General features: G+C 38.5%; 13 protein-coding genes and 3 pseudogenes. 6 read left to right on the forward strand and 10 right to left on the reverse strand.

Annotation, left to right across the window (positions count from 1 at the left end):
* Window positions 1-4: 4 nt before the first annotated feature.
* On the reverse strand, window positions 5-2677 hold the full coding sequence (locus ACU8V8_RS02125; protein WP_446888686.1) for a bifunctional acetate--CoA ligase family protein/GNAT family N-acetyltransferase: 2673 nt from the start codon (window positions 2675-2677) through the stop codon (window positions 5-7).
* Window positions 2678-2803: 126 nt separating this feature from the next.
* Between ACU8V8_RS02125 and ACU8V8_RS02130 the strand changes: the two genes are divergently transcribed.
* Entirely contained in the window at window positions 2804-3520 is a 717-nt protein-coding gene (locus ACU8V8_RS02130; protein ID WP_446888687.1) for an SIMPL domain-containing protein, read from the forward strand.
* Here ACU8V8_RS02130 and ACU8V8_RS02135 read toward each other — a convergent pair.
* On the reverse strand, window positions 3509-4195 hold the full coding sequence (locus tag ACU8V8_RS02135) for a hypothetical protein (protein WP_446888688.1): 687 nt from the start codon (window positions 4193-4195) through the stop codon (window positions 3509-3511). The genes ACU8V8_RS02130 and ACU8V8_RS02135 overlap by 12 nt on opposite strands.
* Before the next feature lie 204 nt (window positions 4196-4399).
* Between ACU8V8_RS02135 and ACU8V8_RS02140 the strand changes: the two genes are divergently transcribed.
* Window positions 4400-4966, forward strand: a complete 567-nt coding sequence (locus ACU8V8_RS02140; RefSeq protein ID WP_087533541.1) for a phosphoribosyltransferase — start codon at window positions 4400-4402, stop codon at window positions 4964-4966.
* A 120-nt stretch (window positions 4967-5086) separates the two neighbouring features.
* Here the strand turns inward: ACU8V8_RS02140 and ACU8V8_RS02145 are convergent, their stop codons facing one another.
* From ACU8V8_RS02145 to ACU8V8_RS02155, 3 genes are all read right to left on the reverse strand, one after another.
* Window positions 5087-7264: a YjbH domain-containing protein gene (locus ACU8V8_RS02145; RefSeq protein ID WP_446888689.1), complete on the reverse strand. Its 2178-nt coding sequence runs from the start codon at window positions 7262-7264 to the stop codon at window positions 5087-5089.
* A gap of 126 nt (window positions 7265-7390) precedes the next feature.
* Window positions 7391-9355: a hypothetical protein gene (locus tag ACU8V8_RS02150; RefSeq protein WP_446888690.1), complete on the reverse strand. Its 1965-nt coding sequence runs from the start codon at window positions 9353-9355 to the stop codon at window positions 7391-7393.
* A 392-nt stretch (window positions 9356-9747) separates the two neighbouring features.
* Window positions 9748-10404: a Crp/Fnr family transcriptional regulator gene (locus ACU8V8_RS02155; RefSeq protein ID WP_087532800.1), complete on the reverse strand. Its 657-nt coding sequence runs from the start codon at window positions 10402-10404 to the stop codon at window positions 9748-9750.
* 277 nt (window positions 10405-10681) lie between these two features.
* On the opposite strand from ACU8V8_RS02155, the pseudogene ACU8V8_RS02160 reads away from it, so the two are divergent.
* Window positions 10682-10988, forward strand: a pseudogene (locus ACU8V8_RS02160) (uroporphyrinogen decarboxylase).
* Here ACU8V8_RS02160 and ACU8V8_RS02165 read toward each other — a convergent pair.
* Window positions 10918-12569, reverse strand: a pseudogene (locus ACU8V8_RS02165) (amidohydrolase). The pseudogenes ACU8V8_RS02160 and ACU8V8_RS02165 overlap by 71 nt on opposite strands.
* Before the next feature lie 147 nt (window positions 12570-12716).
* Here ACU8V8_RS02165 and ACU8V8_RS02170 point away from each other — a divergent pair.
* A complete protein-coding gene (locus ACU8V8_RS02170) occupies window positions 12717-14348 on the forward strand; it encodes a methyl-accepting chemotaxis protein (RefSeq protein WP_446888691.1) in 1632 nt (543 codons plus the stop codon).
* A 60-nt stretch (window positions 14349-14408) separates the two neighbouring features.
* Here ACU8V8_RS02170 and ACU8V8_RS02175 read toward each other — a convergent pair whose 3' ends face one another.
* The 4 genes from ACU8V8_RS02175 to ACU8V8_RS02190 all read right to left on the reverse strand — a co-directional run bounded on the left by ACU8V8_RS02175 (window position 14409) and on the right by ACU8V8_RS02190 (window position 15473).
* Window positions 14409-14645 (reverse strand): EF-hand domain-containing protein, encoded by a 237-nt coding sequence (locus tag ACU8V8_RS02175; protein WP_446888692.1) that lies wholly within the window; start codon window positions 14643-14645, stop codon window positions 14409-14411.
* Window positions 14646-14649: 4 nt separating this feature from the next.
* Complete coding sequence (locus ACU8V8_RS02180; protein ID WP_446888693.1) at window positions 14650-14886, reverse strand: EF-hand domain-containing protein; 237 nt, start codon at window positions 14884-14886, stop codon at window positions 14650-14652.
* A gap of 121 nt (window positions 14887-15007) precedes the next feature.
* Window positions 15008-15235, reverse strand: a complete 228-nt coding sequence (locus tag ACU8V8_RS02185; protein WP_446888694.1) for a hypothetical protein — start codon at window positions 15233-15235, stop codon at window positions 15008-15010.
* 10 nt (window positions 15236-15245) lie between these two features.
* Window positions 15246-15473: an EF-hand domain-containing protein gene (locus ACU8V8_RS02190; RefSeq protein ID WP_446888695.1), complete on the reverse strand. Its 228-nt coding sequence runs from the start codon at window positions 15471-15473 to the stop codon at window positions 15246-15248.
* Window positions 15474-15834: 361 nt separating this feature from the next.
* On the opposite strand from ACU8V8_RS02190, the pseudogene ACU8V8_RS02195 reads away from it, so the two are divergent.
* Window positions 15835-17292, forward strand: a pseudogene (locus ACU8V8_RS02195) (sensor histidine kinase).
* Window position 17293: 1 nt separating this feature from the next.
* Window positions 17294-17836, forward strand: coding sequence for a hypothetical protein (locus ACU8V8_RS02200; RefSeq protein WP_446888696.1), 543 nt, complete (start codon window positions 17294-17296; stop codon window positions 17834-17836).
* The last annotated feature ends 4 nt before the right edge of the window (window positions 17837-17840 follow it).

A 17840-nucleotide genomic window follows, 5' to 3' on the forward strand; every position in this document is an offset into this window, starting at 1 on the left:
AAGTCTATTTGGTTAATTTAAGTAGCATGTTTATACTACCTTCTTCGAAGTCGCGGCTAATTTTAAAACCTAATTTACGAGCAAGCTCTATCATACCGGTATTTTCAGGTAAGGTGATCCCTTCAATAAATTGCACTCCTTGGCTTTGGCAATACTCGATAGCAGCACGCATTAACATACCGCCTAGCCCGAGGCCTTGGCAATTAGAGCGTACAACAATGGCAAATTCTGCACGGGTTTTATCTGGATCCATCAACACTCTAGAAACCCCCAAAGTAAGCTGTTGATCCTGTTGCTCTTGGGTCACGATAAATGCCATTTCACGGTCATAATCAATTTGCGTCATTTTAGCAAGCTGATCATGGTTAAACTGAGGTAGCTCACCAAAAAATCGTTTGTAGCGGTCTTCTTTTGTGAGTGATTGATCAAATGCTTTGTGTGCTTGTTCATCCTCAGGCTTAATTGGTCTTAAAATAGCGAGACTTTTATCTTTTAGTGTTACGCTTTTCACAAGCTCGATAGGATAAGGGCGAATTGATAAACGTTTGCGGTTACTTTGAATTTGATAACGGCTTAGGGTCATAGTGGCATCAAGTACCAAAAATTGCCCGTTACTCGCCAGTATTGGGTTTAGCTCAACAGATGTAATATCCGGTTGATCAATAACTAACTGTGAGATCCGAGTTAATAAAGCGCATAGACGGTATTTATCAACTTTTTCTGGCAAAACACGGTCTTTTAATACGCCTTTATCATGCGCTGCAGCAACTAGGTATTTAGCTAAGTTCATATTTAATGGCGGTAGGGCTACAGCTGATTGAGCAAATTCAAGCCCCGTTCCAGCTTCACCGAGCAAGATAACAGGACCAAAATTTGGTTCGGTTTTAATGGCGATACGTAGCTCATTAGCTCCTGCGCGCGGTGCCATTTTTTGCAGCGAAAACCCTTCAATTACCGCATCTGGGTAGGTATTTTTAATTCGTAGCAACATAGCAAATGCTGTTTGCTCAACTTCTTGTGCATCATTGAGGTTTAATACAACGCCACCAACCTCTGATTTAGAAGGAATGCTTGGGCTAATCAATTTAAGCGCAACCGGAAACCCTAACTCAATAGCTTGCTCTTTTGCTTCTGTCGGGGTGTATGCTACTTCGGTTTGAATACACTCAATACCGTAATGAGTCAGGATCTGGCTCGCTTGATGAGTTGAAAGATAGCTTTGTTGCTCGGCTAAAAACTCATTAACAAGTTCTTTAGCGCTAAGTTTATTAATTTTTGCATCATCAGTATTTGACTCTGGCGTTTGTGTTAGATGCTTTTGATTTCTACGGTAACTCACTAAATGCATAAATGCTCTGACAGCGCCTTCGGGAGTGCGATAAGTTGGAATAGCAAAGTTGCTACAAAGTTTTCTAGCCGCATAAGCTGCATCTTCCCCCATGAAGTTGGTAATTACATAAGGGCGCGCCATCTTAGGGAGTTTACTGAGTGTTTGCGCTATAATGTGTGCATATTCTTCACTCGGTGCAATCGCAGAGGGAGTATGAATGATTAGTAAGTTTTTAACTTCTTTAGCGTGCAGTAATATTTCGAGTGCTTGCTTATAGCGTGCTGGCGATGAATCGCCAAAAATATCAACCGGATTTGAAGTCATATCTGATTGCGGAATAACTTTATTAAGCGCAGCGCGCGTTTCGTCACTAAGTTGTGCTAATTTACCAGAGCTTTGCAATAAGCTGTCTACAGCCATAACTCCTGGGCCGCCACCATTAGTTAAGATAGTCAGTTGTTCTACTTGTAGTAGTTTAGGGTGCATTGCTAGCGTTTGAGTTGCAGCAAATAACTCCGTTAAATCACTTACCCTCAGCATACCCGCACGCTGAAATAAGGCGTCGTAAACAGCGTCGGAGCTTTGCTTACCACCAGTGTGAATTTCTGCGGCGAGTGCGCCAGCGGCAGTTTTTCCTGTTTTTATTGCAATGACAGGTTTGCTAAATGCAGCGGCACGCGCGGCTGATATAAAATTGCGAATATTCTCGATATTATCTATATACAATAAAATCGCTTTGGTTTTGGCATCGCGTCCTAAAAAGTCCAGTAGTTCAGCAAAACCGATATCTAAACAGTCACCCACTGAGATAAAATAAGAAAAGCCAATTTCTTTGTTTTTCGCCCAGTCTAGTATAGTTGAGCACACTGCAGCTGACTGAGATACAAAGGCTATTTTTCCAGGTGTTGTTACCGTATGAGAAAAGCTGGCGTTCAAGCCAATATGAGGGATTAACAAACCTAGGCAGTTTGGTCCAAGTAATGACACATTTGCTTCTTTAGCTGCGTGTTGCAGTGCGTTTTTTTGTTCTACATTGAGTCCTGCAGCGATGACTACAGCATTTTTGCAACCAAATTCGCCCAATTCCTTAATTATTGATGTAACAGTATGTTTGTTGGTGCAAATTACAGCTAAATCAGGCACTTTAGGTAAGGCTGTTATAGAGGGGTAAGCTAATACGCCATGCACCGCTTTATGTGTTGGGCTGACGGGCATGATAGGGCCGTTAAAACCACCTTGGAGTAAGTTTCGCATTACAATAAAGCCTGCGCGAGAGGGATTATTTGATGCACCTATAACGGCAACTGAAGTAGGGTTAAAAAATTGACTAATGCGCTTTACACTCATGGCTTTTCCTTCGCTGTAAAGTGGCGGTTAAGGTGAAACACTTAAACTCTACCATTTAAATTTCAATCTAACACTTATTAGTACTAGTTTTCGAGTACTTAAGTAGATCTATATCAAGGAATAAACATGATCAACACAAAAGCTTCCCATATCGTAATCGCTGCGATAGCCATATCGATTGGCCTACTCGGGTTAGGTTTGATCCTTAAAAGTGCTGCGCTTGATGTGAAAAGCATGGAGCGGACAGTTGAAGTGAAGGGGCTTGCTGAAATGGAAGTGCCTGCAGATACTGTCATTTGGCCGCTGCAATTTAGTGATGCAGACAATAACCTTGAAAAGTTGGTTGAGCGTATTGAGCGAAAAAATAATGCTGTTACTGCATTTCTAAAGTTACATGGTTTTGATGACGATGAAATAAGTCGCGGTGCACAATCGATTGTTGATAAACAAGCTCGTGAATACTCCAGTGATAATCAGCAGTTTCGTTATATTGCCCGTGCTAATATAACCGTCTACTCATCACAACCTAGTAAAGTACAAAATGCGCTTGCACATGTAGGGCAATTAGCTAAACAAGGCATCGCGATAGTTCAAGATAGTTACGAGACTCGTATTGAATACTTATTTACTGGGCTCAATGATGTTAAGCCTGCAATGGTGCAAGAAGCCACTGAAAAGGCACGGGAAGTAGCAATTAAATTTGCAAAAGATTCACAATCTAAATTAGGCAAAATTAAATCAGCTCGACAAGGTCAGTTTAGTATTTCAAATAGAGATTCAAACACACCACAACTTAAAAAAGTACGAGTGGTAACCACTATTGAATACTATTTATCGGACTAAATAGCTTTCGAGCTGCTGCGTTTTACAACGTAAATAAGCACTTGCCAGTAAAATAGTGTATTCATTGAGTGTGTTATGCAACGTGGTTTTTAGCGCGACTAAGGCTTTTAGAAAAGCAGTGGTGTTGACCTCTTTATTTTGTGTTAACTCTACTTCCATTAAAGCGAGCAGCGCTGAAAATTCATGCTTAGGCAAATTAGTTTGGCTAAGGTTACAGGTTATATAACTAGCCACCGGTGTCAGTGCTTGATTATTATACTGCGTTAATGCCAATAGTAGAGTCTCGTTACTTTCAAATAACATGAGCGAGCGCACATAATTAAATGGCAGTTTTTCAGCATCACAGCGGCTAAATAAACTGTGTATGACATTATTTCTTGAATCATTTTGTAGGGCAAAGCCATTATTGAATTTAAGCCCAGGAGTAAAAAAGCTTAGCTGATCTGTTTCTTTAAACTGGTTTATTAATAAAGTTGGAATAGGGTGTTGAGTTAAAATATGGGTCGCAATATTTTGTAAGTAGGTATATTTTACATCCATTCTTTGTGCGCTTTGATATAAGTGAAGCAGTTGCATGCTTTGCTGCTGCGCAGATAACTTAGGAAAGTCATCAACAATGGCTTGTATTTGGTGCTGCTGTAATTGCTGAGTGAGTTGATTTATACATGCATCCATTGTGATTCCCTCATAACCTTTTGAATCTATCCTAACTTAAATCACTTACGGGTCAAGCCAAGCCTGTTAATAGTGATTAAATTATTCAGAAGCAAGATTTTGCGCTCAAATTAGTATAAAATCTCGCCCCACAGCTTTTCAGGTGGTTAACTTTGTCTTGCTTAGACTACACTTGATTTAACTACTTACACTGGGGTTTCTATTATGTCTGATAAGACTTACATCACGGCGCAACAATTACTTGAAGATTCTTTTCGCGTTGCTGCGCAAGTTTACCAAGACGGTTTCCGTCCTGATTTTATAATTGGTATTTGGCGTGGTGGCGCACCAATTGGTATTGCGGTGCAAGAATACTATGACTACAAAGGTATAGAAACGGATCATATTGCAGTGCGTACTTCTTCGTATTACGGTATTAATCAACAGTCAAAAGAAATCAAAGTTCATGGCTTACATTACATTATTGAAAAAGCTAATGCGGGTGATTCTTTACTGATTGTTGATGATGTTTTTGATTCAGGCCGTAGTATTTTCGCTCTGAAAGAAAAGCTTTCTGAGCTTATGCGTTTAAACTTACCTAAAGATATTCGTGTTGCATGCCCATACTATAAGCCTAAGAATACCAAGGTTGATATGAAACCTGATTACTACATTCATGAATCAGATGAGTGGTTGGTATTCCCGCATGAGCTTTCAGGGCTAACGCCTGATGAGATCATCGAAGGTAAGACTGATCTTGCAAAGATTCATGACATATTGCTCGATAAGTAATTCTAATACATTTACAAATTAAGCTCGTTCTATCGTGAACTAGGGTTGAATCTCGAGTAAGTAATAAAAAGGCCTGTTAAGGCCTTTTTATTACTTATGAGTTAGCAAACTTACTCGCTATTACTTATAAGTTTCAAACGCTTCTTTTAAGCGTGCAAGATGAGCATAAACATAGCTACTAGACATACGATCTTGGTTTAAGAAAGTTTTATCAAGGTCAATAGAAGAAGCCGGTGTTGTTGCACTTGCAGTGTTAATCAGGTTTACATCATTCCCAACTACGGTGCTTACAGTTTGACTCCAGCTATTATCCCCTTTTATTTGCCAATTACCGGCAGTCATATCCTTGCGAGGAGCTAGCGGAATACTAAAGCCAAGCCCAACTTTCTGAACGTCGGTATTGCTGTATATTAGTGATAGGTTTGCATCACCAAACCAAAATTTAGCTTCAAGTTTATAACCGCTGTCATCATTCCAGAATCGGCCACCTGTTACATGAAATGAAACATCTTTTTCAGCCCATAAATAGCGGTAACTAGCAAGTGCATAGTCGCGCTTGCGCGTATCATAATCTTTATATTCTAAAACAGCGAACTTGGCTTTAAGCTTATGGCGGCCCGTTGGGCTCAACCAAGCAGTTTCATTAGTTAAACCTATGTAGTCGAAGTAATCTTGAAATAGCCCGAACTGAGTTTGATTATAGAAGCCATAAGGTAGAGCGAAAGTTTGGTACGCTATCGCTCTTGTCAGTCCAGTTTCCTTCCTACGAGAGCTGAAAGCTTCCCCTTCTTCAAAATCATCACTATCAGTAACATGTATTTGTCCAGTTAAGTTGATCCCTGCACCTTTCCAAATAGGTATGTTTAAATCAGCTTGTAGTGCGAGTGAATAATCCCATACGCCAAGCTCTGTGGCATAGTGTGCAGCATAAGAAGGGGAAAATGTTACTCTAGGTACTAGGTATGGGCTAGAGTTTTCTGTTGATTCAGCCCATATGATGTTTGTTTCTTCTTTAATAGAGAACTGGTTACTTATTTGTAAATCAGGGGTAATATTTTCTTCTAAGAAGCGTTGATAATTATCTACTTTACCCCTGACTTGAAGTAATGCAGTATCGAGTTTAGATAAACGAACAATAAACTCATTATCTTGTTCAGCGAAATGTTCAGTAATTCGACCAATAACTAAACCAATAGCGTCTATTTCATTGCGATTAAATACAGAGTTTTCGAATTCAACAATAACTTTATCTGTCTCGCTGATCCCGACACGAATATTTTCGAAACCATCATTTATTAAGTTATTTTTAAGACTATGAAGTTGATAGTTTTTATTACTCTCGTTTGAAATCGATTTTGTGACATGCTTCGAATTGTTAACTTGATTTGCTGAAGGTATTTGTTGTGTTGGCGATGCGTTTATATTAGAAGGTAGTTTTGTTATAGTTGCTTTACTTTTAATGTTTGCAGAAGCTGCAGGTATATCTTGCACGGGCTCTGGTGCTGGTTTTGGATTAGTATAGTTTGCTTGCGCTTCATCACTAAGTGGGATATTGATATTAATTCCCCAATAGTTGTCTTTTTCAGAGAGGTCTGTATTTGAATACAACCGGCTATTTATTGAAATTGAAGCAAAGTTGTAAAGGTATTCTTTAGGAATAGTTATTCTGGCGCCCATATTAAATGCTTCAGCATCATGCTCCGCTAAAATACTTAGCCAAGACAAAGGCTGATATTCAATACCTGCAAATGCCCCGTCTAGCTGCCCTGTTAGTGTATCTGACTGACCAATCCCAGCACTAAAACGAAAATCCCACCATTCTTTAGATGCAACAAGGTAGTAGGCCTCATAATTGTTTGCTGCCCCTCCAATATCTTTAGCTCCTAGGGCAATACTAAACCAGTTTTTAGGGATATAGGGCACTTGATATTTAGCATTAAAAGAAAGATCCCGAATTTGACCTTTATTTTCATAGCTAAATAAATTGTCATTCATACTCGAAGCAGTAATTCTGCCCGCAACTTCTAAATTTTGCAGTAAACCAGCCGCAAAAGTGAAATTATGCCCATCATTATAACTGCCTCTCTTCTCTAATTGGTTAGTATAGCCAATATTGGCTTCACCAGCTTTTAAAACCTCAGCAGACGGGGTGTTAAATAGACCTGTAAATCCATTATAGGCTACTCCATGAGTAATATTTTGCTCTGTAGCAAATAATGAAGTTGAAGAAAGTACGCAAACCGTTGCGAAAGCTGTTTTATTGTTTATCACGTTATCAACCAAGTAGTTTAAATGCATAGCTTTAAATCCATAGAGCACAATATTCATAATGTAACAAGAAACTTTTAGAACAGGAAGTAGAATGCAAATTATGGCAATAAAAAACCGCGACAAAGCGCGGTTTTTGTTTAATCAGATTTTGTATTAAGAACCAGAACCAGAACCTGTGATTGGTTGCTCAACAACCTCACAGGTAACTGGGAACTCAATATTTACAGTCTCAGAAGCTGAGGCTGTAAAATCTAAATTGCTATATTGACCAGTAGTGAAGTTATAAGCGCTGGCTGTGTAATCACCAGGTAATAAGTTCTTAGACGCGTTACCGCTTGAATCAGTGTATGCATAGCCTTTATAAGCACCAGATTGGTAGAAATAAACGATAGAAGATGTTGCTGTAGGTGCAGGCAACACGTCAGCTTCTTCGTTATTACATACTAAGCTAGTTTTAACTGGCTGAGCTACAGGTAAAATAGGTGCTGTGTTTAAAACAATCGTTTTACCTTCAAGTGCGCAAATATCATCAATTTTTAAAGTTGATGTTTCATTATCTACAAGATTATTTGCATCGCCTTCAATACCATCAATAATATTTTCACCATCATTTAAGAATTGCATATTTACAGCAAATGCAGGCGGGTTATATATGGTATTTGTATCGTAAAATGAAAACTCATAGCCAGATTTCAATACACGGTAGCCACCAGCTTGTGATTCAACTAACAAGTCAAATGGGATCGTATTAGATGTGCCGTCATTAAATTTAATATCAAAAGTAGCTTTGTTATTAGCACATTGTCCGAAATTAGGCTCACGCCAGTTAAAATAATCCAAGTTCCAGTATGATAAGTGATTAACACTTACTACAACATCCCAAACCTTAGGGTTGTCGGCATTTTCTTTAGTAACACCATAACTTTCAAATGTCCACTCATCTAAATCTTCATCATAACTCCAAACTGGAATTATATGATTTTCGTCTATTTGAACAGTTGAATATTTAGTAGCTGAAGAAGCAACACAAGCGCCGTCTTGAAAGTATGCACCATTTGTAGCATTAGCACTTGCAGTGGCAAATGCTTCAACGTCTTCTAAATCGCCAGTGTAAACCATTGGACAAACGTTATTGGTGTTTTTGTCAACTTGCATTGTTACTTCAATGCTATTGCCATCACCAAACTTCTTAACTTTGTTGCCATCTTCATCAGTTAATTCAATTGCAACAAAACCGCCTGTTGTGAAAGCACCTTGAGTTGTATTTCCATCAACCGGAACAGCTAGGTTTAAACCGCCAGGGAAATAATCAAGAGTAGAGTCAACACCAGAAGTTCCTGCCGTTGCAGTTGTTGTAGCTTCATTACTAAAGAAACTAACAGCTAGTTTAGGAGCTGAAGTAAGAGGTTCATTATTAGCATCAAGCATTTGAGAACCACTAGGAATAGAAACGGTTACACCACCAGCATCTGTATTAGCTTCTTCTTTATCGACAGTGCGAGTAAATGTAAGAGGCATGTTGTCTGATGTTTGAATCGTACCATCAGTGTAGTTTACTTCTACTCCATCTGCCGCAAGGCTTGTTAGTTCTTCTTCAGCAGAAACAACAGCAATATCAACATCACCTAAATTTAGATCACGAGGAGTAAGTTTAACTGTTGCATTTACATTAGATTCTTCATCATTCACAACGATTACAGTATTGTTTGTAAAGTAGCCAGGCGCTTTAACATTAACTTTGTAAGTTAGCTCTGAAGAAATGTCAGTGACTGCTGCGGCAAATAAGCCTGAGCCATTAGAAATTGTTAGAGATTCTGGTAATGCTTCACCATCCAGGCCAAGTAAAACATCAGAACTACTACCTGAAAGTGTAATAGTTACAGGTGCTTCCTCAGTACCGACTGGCTCCCCTTTGATATCTCTAACCACAACAGTTAATGAACCTGGTTGTTGTGCAACAACTTGGTCAGTTGGAGGTAATGCCACATCTTGTGTTGGTGTAGGTATTACTGGCTCAACATAATCATTGTTATCGTTGTCACTGAAACAAGCTGTTAAGCTCGCTGTTAGGCCAAGAGCTAGCGCTAGCTTGGTTAGCTTGAATTTATTATTTCCCATAATCGTTACCTTTCTTTCCTTTCTCTTTAAAGTAAACAGACTTAATTGCAGTTCTAAATGTATCACTCAAAGTTCCTGAAAATGGTACTCTTGCTATGATACAATAATTAGTTAATGAAGGATAAGCGCACATTATATATACGTCAAGTGAACATTATATATACTTTCATTAAATAAATAAAAAATTTGTAACCGGCGCTATTTTAAATCTGATCTATGCAATAGCGATGTTATCGATTGCTATGCGCCGTATAAGTATATGCTAATGTAAATCGCATACCATGTAAAACTTAACATCGCCATTTTGATATATAAATGTTGCAAAACTATGTAGAGCTAAAAAAGCTAAGCTAAAAAGCGTTCCTTTTTTGATAAAAGAAGAGTTAGCTTTCTCAAATTTGTGAAAAACTCTCTACGTAATCACTTAGTTTGTCTAGGTCTACTACTTTTAAACCGCCATTTGCTCTTTCAACTAACCCTTTTTCAACCAGCTCTGAAACAACTCGTCGATATGCTCGCTCAGTTGTGGCAAATCGCTCAGCTTCAGCATTAACCGTAGGGTATGCCCTAAGTAGTGTTGGGTTATTGTTTTCTGCGCGTAATAAACAGTCTTTAGCAATATTATAGCCTAGCGGTAGTAACAGTTTATCAAGGTTTATCTTCTGATTTTCTTGAAATTTAGCGGCAATAGTTTGTGCTGTATATAAACTTAGCTCTGGTTTATCGAGCAACAATGCTCGCCAGTGTTTAAGCTCAATTAAGTTGTAGCTAACATCACTAAAACACGTAACTGTATAGATACATGGATTATTATTCAGTGCTTCAATTTCACCAATCAAAGTATTGTTACAATCTAGTTGGCCTAATAATAGGCGCCGACCATTACCCACATCGTAGCTAAACGATATAGTCCCGCTTCTGACCAAAACTAATTTGCTCAGAGGTTGATCTTGATGGATCAGTACTTCTTTTTTTGATTGCTGATAGCGACTACCTGCAAATGTTAAAAGTTGATCAACCAAATAACTAGAAAAATGATATTGAAACATCAAGTATGCTCTTCGGACAATTGTCCTATTTATTACACCTTAATGACGGTAGCATTAAGACTCTAAGAATTTACGCTAACTTACTAACCTGTTTTGAGTCATTATGACCAAAATAGGTTTGATACCTTTATATCCCGTGTAATGATTATTAAAGTAAGCCTTTTGAGGTTACTTTGGGTTTTGAGTAAGTTAGCTTTTTTATGCCGCGATTACACTGTTTCATAGAGTGTAAAATAGCATTACCTATAATGCTAACCTAAAGTATTGGAGAGAACAAATGAGTTGGGAATATTTAGGTTATATTGCCTCGGCTTTGCTTGTTGCCTCTCTTACTATGAGCGATGTTGTAAAAGCTACGCTGGTTTAATTTAGCTGGCTGTGTTGCATTTACTTTTTACGGTATTGTGATTTCGGCTTGGCCGGTGGCAATTACAAATGGTGTACTTACTTTTGTTAATATTTACCATTTAGTTAAGTTGAGTCAGCAAAAAGTCAAAACCTGCAGAGTAGTTTTTATTCTGCTGAATCGGTTTTTTTGTATTTCAGCTCGCCGGCAATCCAGGTTTGATCAACCTCAATTTTAAATATATCTTCAATCGGTACTTTAAAGTAATCTTTATCGATTAAAATAAAGTCAGCCCACTTTCCTTGCTCTAAGCTTCCTAATTTAAATTCTTGATGCGCAGCGTATGCAGCACCTAATGTAAAAGCATTAAGTGCTTCTTCACGTGTTATTGTTTCGTCTGCACGCCAACCATTTTTAGGTAATTGATTATGATCCATTCTAGTTATAGCTGAATATAGCCCATTAAACGGGTTTGCTAACTCAACAGGGTAGTCTGAGCCAGCGGCGACTACAGAGCCCTGTTTCTAAAAAAGTTCGCCACGCATAGGCGCCAGCCAGTTGTGAGTCAGTTAGCCGTTGCTCTGCCATATGCATGTCAGAGGTGGCATGCACAGGTTGCATTGAAGGGATAATCTTTAGTGTTTTAAAGCGTGGAATATCAGTTGGGTCCACTATTTGTGCGTGCTCAATTCGGTTTCGTAATAAAATACCGCCGGTTTTTTTAAATACATTTTCGTAGGCATTTAACACAATTTGATTCGCCTTGTCGCCAATCGCATGGGTATTTGCGCTAAAACCACTTTCAAAGCTCAAGGTAAAAAGCTGCTCTAATTTTTTTTTGATCTTCTAGCATCAAACCTTGATGGTTTTTTCTATCGGCATAATCAGTAAGTAGCGCCGCACCCCGGCTACCAAGGGCGCCATCAGCGTATATTTTTACACTACGAATTGACATGTAATCATGCAAGTCTTTGTAGCGTCCAGCTTTAAGCATGGTTTCAAGCTCAGGGGAAGCCGCACTTAACATAGCCACAATACGTAGTGGTAAGGTGCCTTGCTCAGCTCGTTGTTTATAAATCTGCCATGTCTGCTTATCGATGCCCGCATCATGAGTAGAGGTAATACCTAAGCTTAAAAGGTGCTCCCCAGCCATGTCTAGGGCTTGATTGGTAGCTTGCACGGAGCTTTTTGGAATGACTATATTGATTAAACTTTCAGCTTTATCAATAAAAATACCACTTGGCGTTCCTGTGGCTGTTTTGATAATTTCGCCGCCTTCAGGTGTCAGTGTCTTAGCTGTTATGCCAGCAAGCTCCATGGCTTTACTATTAACCCATATTGCGTGCCCGTCAACGCGAGAAAGTATAACGGGTTTGTCTTTAACTATTTGATCTAAATCAGTAGCCGTCGGAAATTGCTTGTTAAGCCATAGTTCTTGATTCCAACCACGACCGATAATCCAGCCTTGCTTATTTTTGGCAAAGCTTGCTAATTTAGTTTGAACACTTTTAATTGAATCAATACCGCGTAAATCGAGTTGCGACAAGTTTTTCCCAAGACCAATAACATGGCCATGTGCATCTATCAGACCTGGCAGTAATGTTTTTTGCTGTGCATCAAACGTGCGGGCGCGAGGAAAGCTATTTTTTAGTTCATCGTTACCTGTTTTAACAACCTTGCCATCTTTTATTACAAGCGTACTAAATTGTTTTAATTTACCTTTGTAGGTCGGAGTATAGCCATTTGCGTTATAAATTACCGTCGTATCAGCCAAAGCAAACAGAGGAGTAAAAAGTACTATTGCAAGTAAGTGCTTCATTGTTAATTATCTTTTTAACGAGTGATTTATAAACACTATCAGAGAATGAACAACCAGCAAAATATTTAATAAATTATTATATAACATTCATATCTTTCAGCTATGCTTATGAATTAACGTTAAAATAATGAATAAGTCGGAACTAGCATGAAACTCAACGAACTGGCAATGCGTAGTAAATTTATTTTGTTATCTGCCATAATTTGCATTATTTTTATAGTTGCAATGATATTTATTAAGGTTGCTAATAACCAAATTGCGGATGGGTTTGATAGTTTTTATCAACATAACTTTAAAGTGACTAAGCTCAGCGCAGAGCTAAAGCAAGCCCAAGATGGGGTTATAGCTGGAGTACGTGGTTTACAAGTTATTTATTTACTAGGGCTACACGAGCAAGCCCCCGAAATGTTGATTAGCATAGACAACAATATTGCGAAAACCGCGCCTTTAATCGAGAAAGTAAGCCAGGCCTATACAGGTGACCATAGCTTACTGTTGAAATTAAAAAGTCATTCAAAACGCTATGAAGCCGCCGCTCTGAACTTTAAACAGGCAATGGAGTCATCGTCAGATAATAAGGCTGAATACTCAATTTATCGTGAATTTGTTGATTCGCATTTAGCTTTGACTGAATTTTTCGAACGCTTTGAACAAGCCAACACTGCACAAGTTCATCAGTCGCAGCAGGCGGCGCAAGATTCTATTAGTTTTGCCAATAATATATTTTACCTATCAATTGTAATTGCTATCGGGTTAGCTACTTTATTTAGTCATATTTTGTCGCAAAAAGTTGTGCAAGGTTTAACCGTCGTAAGTCAAAGCGCCCATGCTTTGCAACGCGGTGAGTTAGATCAGTACTCAGCGGTTGCCGGTGAAGATGAGGTGGCTGATTTGAGTCGAACACTTGATGCAACAATTGCTCATTTAAATACCACTTTGATCAGTATTTACCACAGCGTTGGAGAGGTAAATAATCACAGCAGTGAGTTACTCACCGCAAATACGCAAATTCAAAGCGCTACATCTGAAGTTTCTGACCATACAACTCAAGCGGTAACTGCGATAGAGGAGTTATCAGTAACGAGTAAAAGTATAGCGGTTAATACGGCTGAGTCTGCAACTGCTTCTGATGGCATGATGAAACTTGCTAGCAGTGGCTTAGAGGCATCAGAACAAACTAAAGAAGCGGTCAGTCATTTACTTGGCACCTTAAATGACACATCAGAAGTGGTTGATAAACTACAAAGTGAATCCAGCAAAATTGAAACCATTTTGGATGTAATACGTAATATTTCAGAGCAAACTAACTTGCTTGCTCTAAATGCGGCCATCGAAGCGGCTAGAGCTGGTGAGCAAGGGCGTGGATTTGCGGTAGTGGCCGATGAAGTACGAACTTTAGCGCAGCGCTCTCACAGCTCAGTTAATGAAATAGAAACCATGCTAGGGCAGTTACGTTCAGCCAGTCAAAATGCAGTTACTATGATGGCTGATAGTACACGTGTTGCGGCACAAGCCGAAGATAAAGTGGATGAAAGTAATAGTTTACTTAAAGAAATCATGGAAATGATTAACCAAGTAAATGATCAAACACAACAAATTGCTACTGCTGCAGAAGAGCAATCTGCGGTAGCTGCGGATATTAGCCAAAATATGCATACTATTCATACATTGACAGAGCAAACCGCAGAGATATCTCAGCAAACAGCAGAAACAAGTACTAAAACCGCACAGCAAAGTCAGTCTGTATTAGAGCAGGTGGAATACTTTAAATTAAGTTAAAGCTAGATTAACCCACTGAGTTTTTTGCTTTGTGGGTTATCTTTATTTTGAACAAATGTGTTATTGGTTTAGGTAAACAGTAAATTCAGCTAGTGAAAGTCGGTTGTCTTTATCTGAATCATAGTTTTTAAACCGTGACCACAGGGCTGGATCTTTGGCTGACTCAGAACGAGTTAATAAACCATCTCCATTTCTGTCCAATGCTTTAAATTGTTCGGCTATACGGTTACTTGTTGCAAAACTGCCACAACTGGTCGTGAGTAATGCTATTAAAAGAGTGTATTTAAAATTATTCATGCGGTTAATATAAGTTGTTAGTTAAAAATTGTTTAAACTCAAGTAAGGAAATTCGGTTATCGCGATCTTTATCCCAATTAGAGTAGCTGTTAAGTAGTTGCGGCTGAGGTTCTAGCTCTGCATGTGTTAAAAAGCCATCCTTATTTTTATCTAAGTGATCAAACCTTTGCTTCACGTCAAGTGCCAAAGCGTTGAAGCTGAACCCTACTAGCAAACTACAAAAAACCATCATGTTTTTCATAATTAATTCCTTTAATTGAGCTGTAAAGCAATAAGAGTAAAGCATTTGCCATAATTTAAGTCCCAACAATAAATCCATTTACACACTCCCTCCGGGATTATGGCAAATACTTTAATGCGGTTTAAATTTTAAACTGAGTAAACTCTTTTTCAGAAAGTACTTCATCTTGGTTTTCATCAAGATCACTAAACTTTTTAAATAAATCATCATTTTGTTTAGCTTCAAGTAATGAGATTACACCATCGGAATCAGTATCAAGTTGTGCGAATCTCACATTTAATTGAGACGCTAAGACTGAAGCACTGATGGCTAAAAGGAGCAACGAAAAAGCAGCAAGTATTTGTTTCATAAAACTTTCCTTATTGAAGAAATTGTTTAAATTCGGCGAATGAAATCTGACCATTTTGGTCTTTATCTATTTGCTCAAAGCTTTCATGTAACACAGCGTCTTCAGAGGCTTCACTTTCACTCAACGTACCATTGCCATCCTTATCTAGCTCTGCAAATGTGGCCTGTGCGTCTAATGCAAATACATTGCAGCAAATTAATGCACTTAAATATATTCCTAGTGATGTAATAACTTTCATTTGATTTCCTTATTAATAATGTCTCTGATTAAGATATAACAAGATCAGTGCCAAAATTTATAGCCCTTTAAAATCAGTGGTTTAGTTTGTTTAGAGGGAAGTAGGCAAGAAAAATCTACTTAGTTGTGTGTCTTTTTTGCAACAGCAGTGAAGGTAAGCGGAGCTTTTACTAAAAAAAACAATATATTAGCTTGTCTCAATTTAGCGGCATTGCTTATAGAGCGGTTCAGTATCGCTTTATTCAATATGTTTATAGTCAAGTTCAATGCAACTGACAGGTTGTCATGGCTTGGGTATATTGATTCAGCTAGTGTATAAGTAGGCTAGTTAATAATGATGAGATTAGAATTTAGGAGTAATTATGCCAGCCTCGTTTGGACAAAAATATAAAGCAATTTTAGCGTGGCGACCAAACTTGATAGGGCAGTTTTTATTCAGTACCTTGCTTTCACTTCTCCCTTTATCGCTAGTTGTTATCGTATTTTTGAATGCGCTTAATAAACAACTCGCTGTGACCCAACAAATAGTGAGTGATAACTACCAAATATCTAAATCTTTTAATGATCTTAAACAAGACCTTAATAGCCTCGAACGTGCTACTCGCCAAAATTGGGTGCTTAAAAGTGCATCATTAGATGAGTTAATAATTGATAAGTGGCAATCGTCGTTACAAAGTGTCGATGAGTTAATCTTTTTAAGCGTAGCAAAAAACGATAAGCAGCAATGGAAAAAATTGTATGATGTACTCACCACCGCTCACCAAAAAGCTGGTAACTGAAAACTTACAAGATGCCCAGCTATTTATACCTGTCAGTGAGCTTATCGCACAGCAGACATTATGGCTACGTGACCAAAATGAAAAAAAATAACCGATAATCAACAGCAACTAAAGGCATTACAAAACTCATTTATTAACTGGTTAGTGGCACTTATACCGCTAACCTTGTTAGTGAGTGGTGGCTTTTTATGGCGTATAAGTGGGCGCTTAAAAGGCCTGACATCAGTTATTGATAAACTAGGACAAGGACATTGGCAGCAAGAAATCTCGGTGCAAGGCTCTGCAGAGCTTGTTGAATTAGGAAATAAATTGCAATGGGTACAAGCGCAACTGCATATGCTTGAACAGCAAAAAGACACTTTTTTACGCCATGTAACCCATGAACTTAAAACACCACTCGCTTCCATGGTAGAAGGCACTGATTTACTAAGCGACGAGATTGTTGGGCCAATTAACAAGGAACAGCAAGCAGTACTCGAACTAATAACACAAAGCATGGTGCGTTTACGTACTATGATTGATAGCTTACTAAGTTACAACGCAATTCGCACCAGTAAAAACAGTATTAATGAGATCGAGTTTTCTCATCTAATTAATAAGGTTAATAGCCATTTTGAGCATCGTTTACTAGCACGCGAACAAACGCTGAGTTGGCAATCAAGTTTACCCGGCCAACCCATTGTGGTTGCTGCTGAATTAATAGAAATGATATTGATCCAATTAATTTCAAATGGCTTAAAGTTCTCTGATAATGGCGACTGCGTCAATGTTGAGTTATCTCAAACAGAAGGTAAATTAGTGATGGTGGTGTGCGACCAAGGTTGTGGTATTCAAGAGCAAGACAAAGTACAAATTTTTAATGCTTTCTACCAAGGAAAAAATGCCAAAGATACCACGGTCCAAGGGAGTGGTTTAGGCTTGACCATTGTCAAAGAATCAGTAGAGCAATTAATGGGCACCTTAAAAGTAGAGCATAACGAGCCAAGCGGGTGTCGTTTCATTATTCAAATACCAATAAATAAAACCAAAGGAGTTAGCTAACATGGGCGTGCACTTTAAGACCATTTTATTGGTTTGCATCACCAGTATTGGCCTGACAGGCTGTGAGTTAACAGATGAAACTGTACAGCAAGAAGTAACTGAAACTAAACCTGAGGCTACGACGCATACGCAACCAAGCGATGCATTGCCAAATCCGAAGCCAAGACCAAAAACGGATCCAATGTATCCACCTGCTGAAGTACTGATAGGTTGGCATGCAAAAGCGTGTGGAGGTTTTAAGGTTGCATCAGATAATAGGGACTTTGTAGGTGCAAAGGATATCCAGCAATTTTTTAACTTTAGCTGTAAAAATAACACCTTGGTTCCTGAGGAAGTGTTAACTAAGTTGTTAAAGCTTGATCAAGCATATTATTGGCCCGATGATATCAAGCAATACTGGTGGCTGCAGAAGCAGCAAATTAAACAGCAAATTAATGCAAAAAAACGACAACAGGCGTTAAGTGATAAAATGCAAGAAACTTTATCGTCATTAGCAACAATTGAACAGCAACTGCTGTTACGCGAAGAAACCAAGGAGCAGTAACATT

The organism is Pseudoalteromonas sp. SaAl2, from assembly GCF_052947895.1.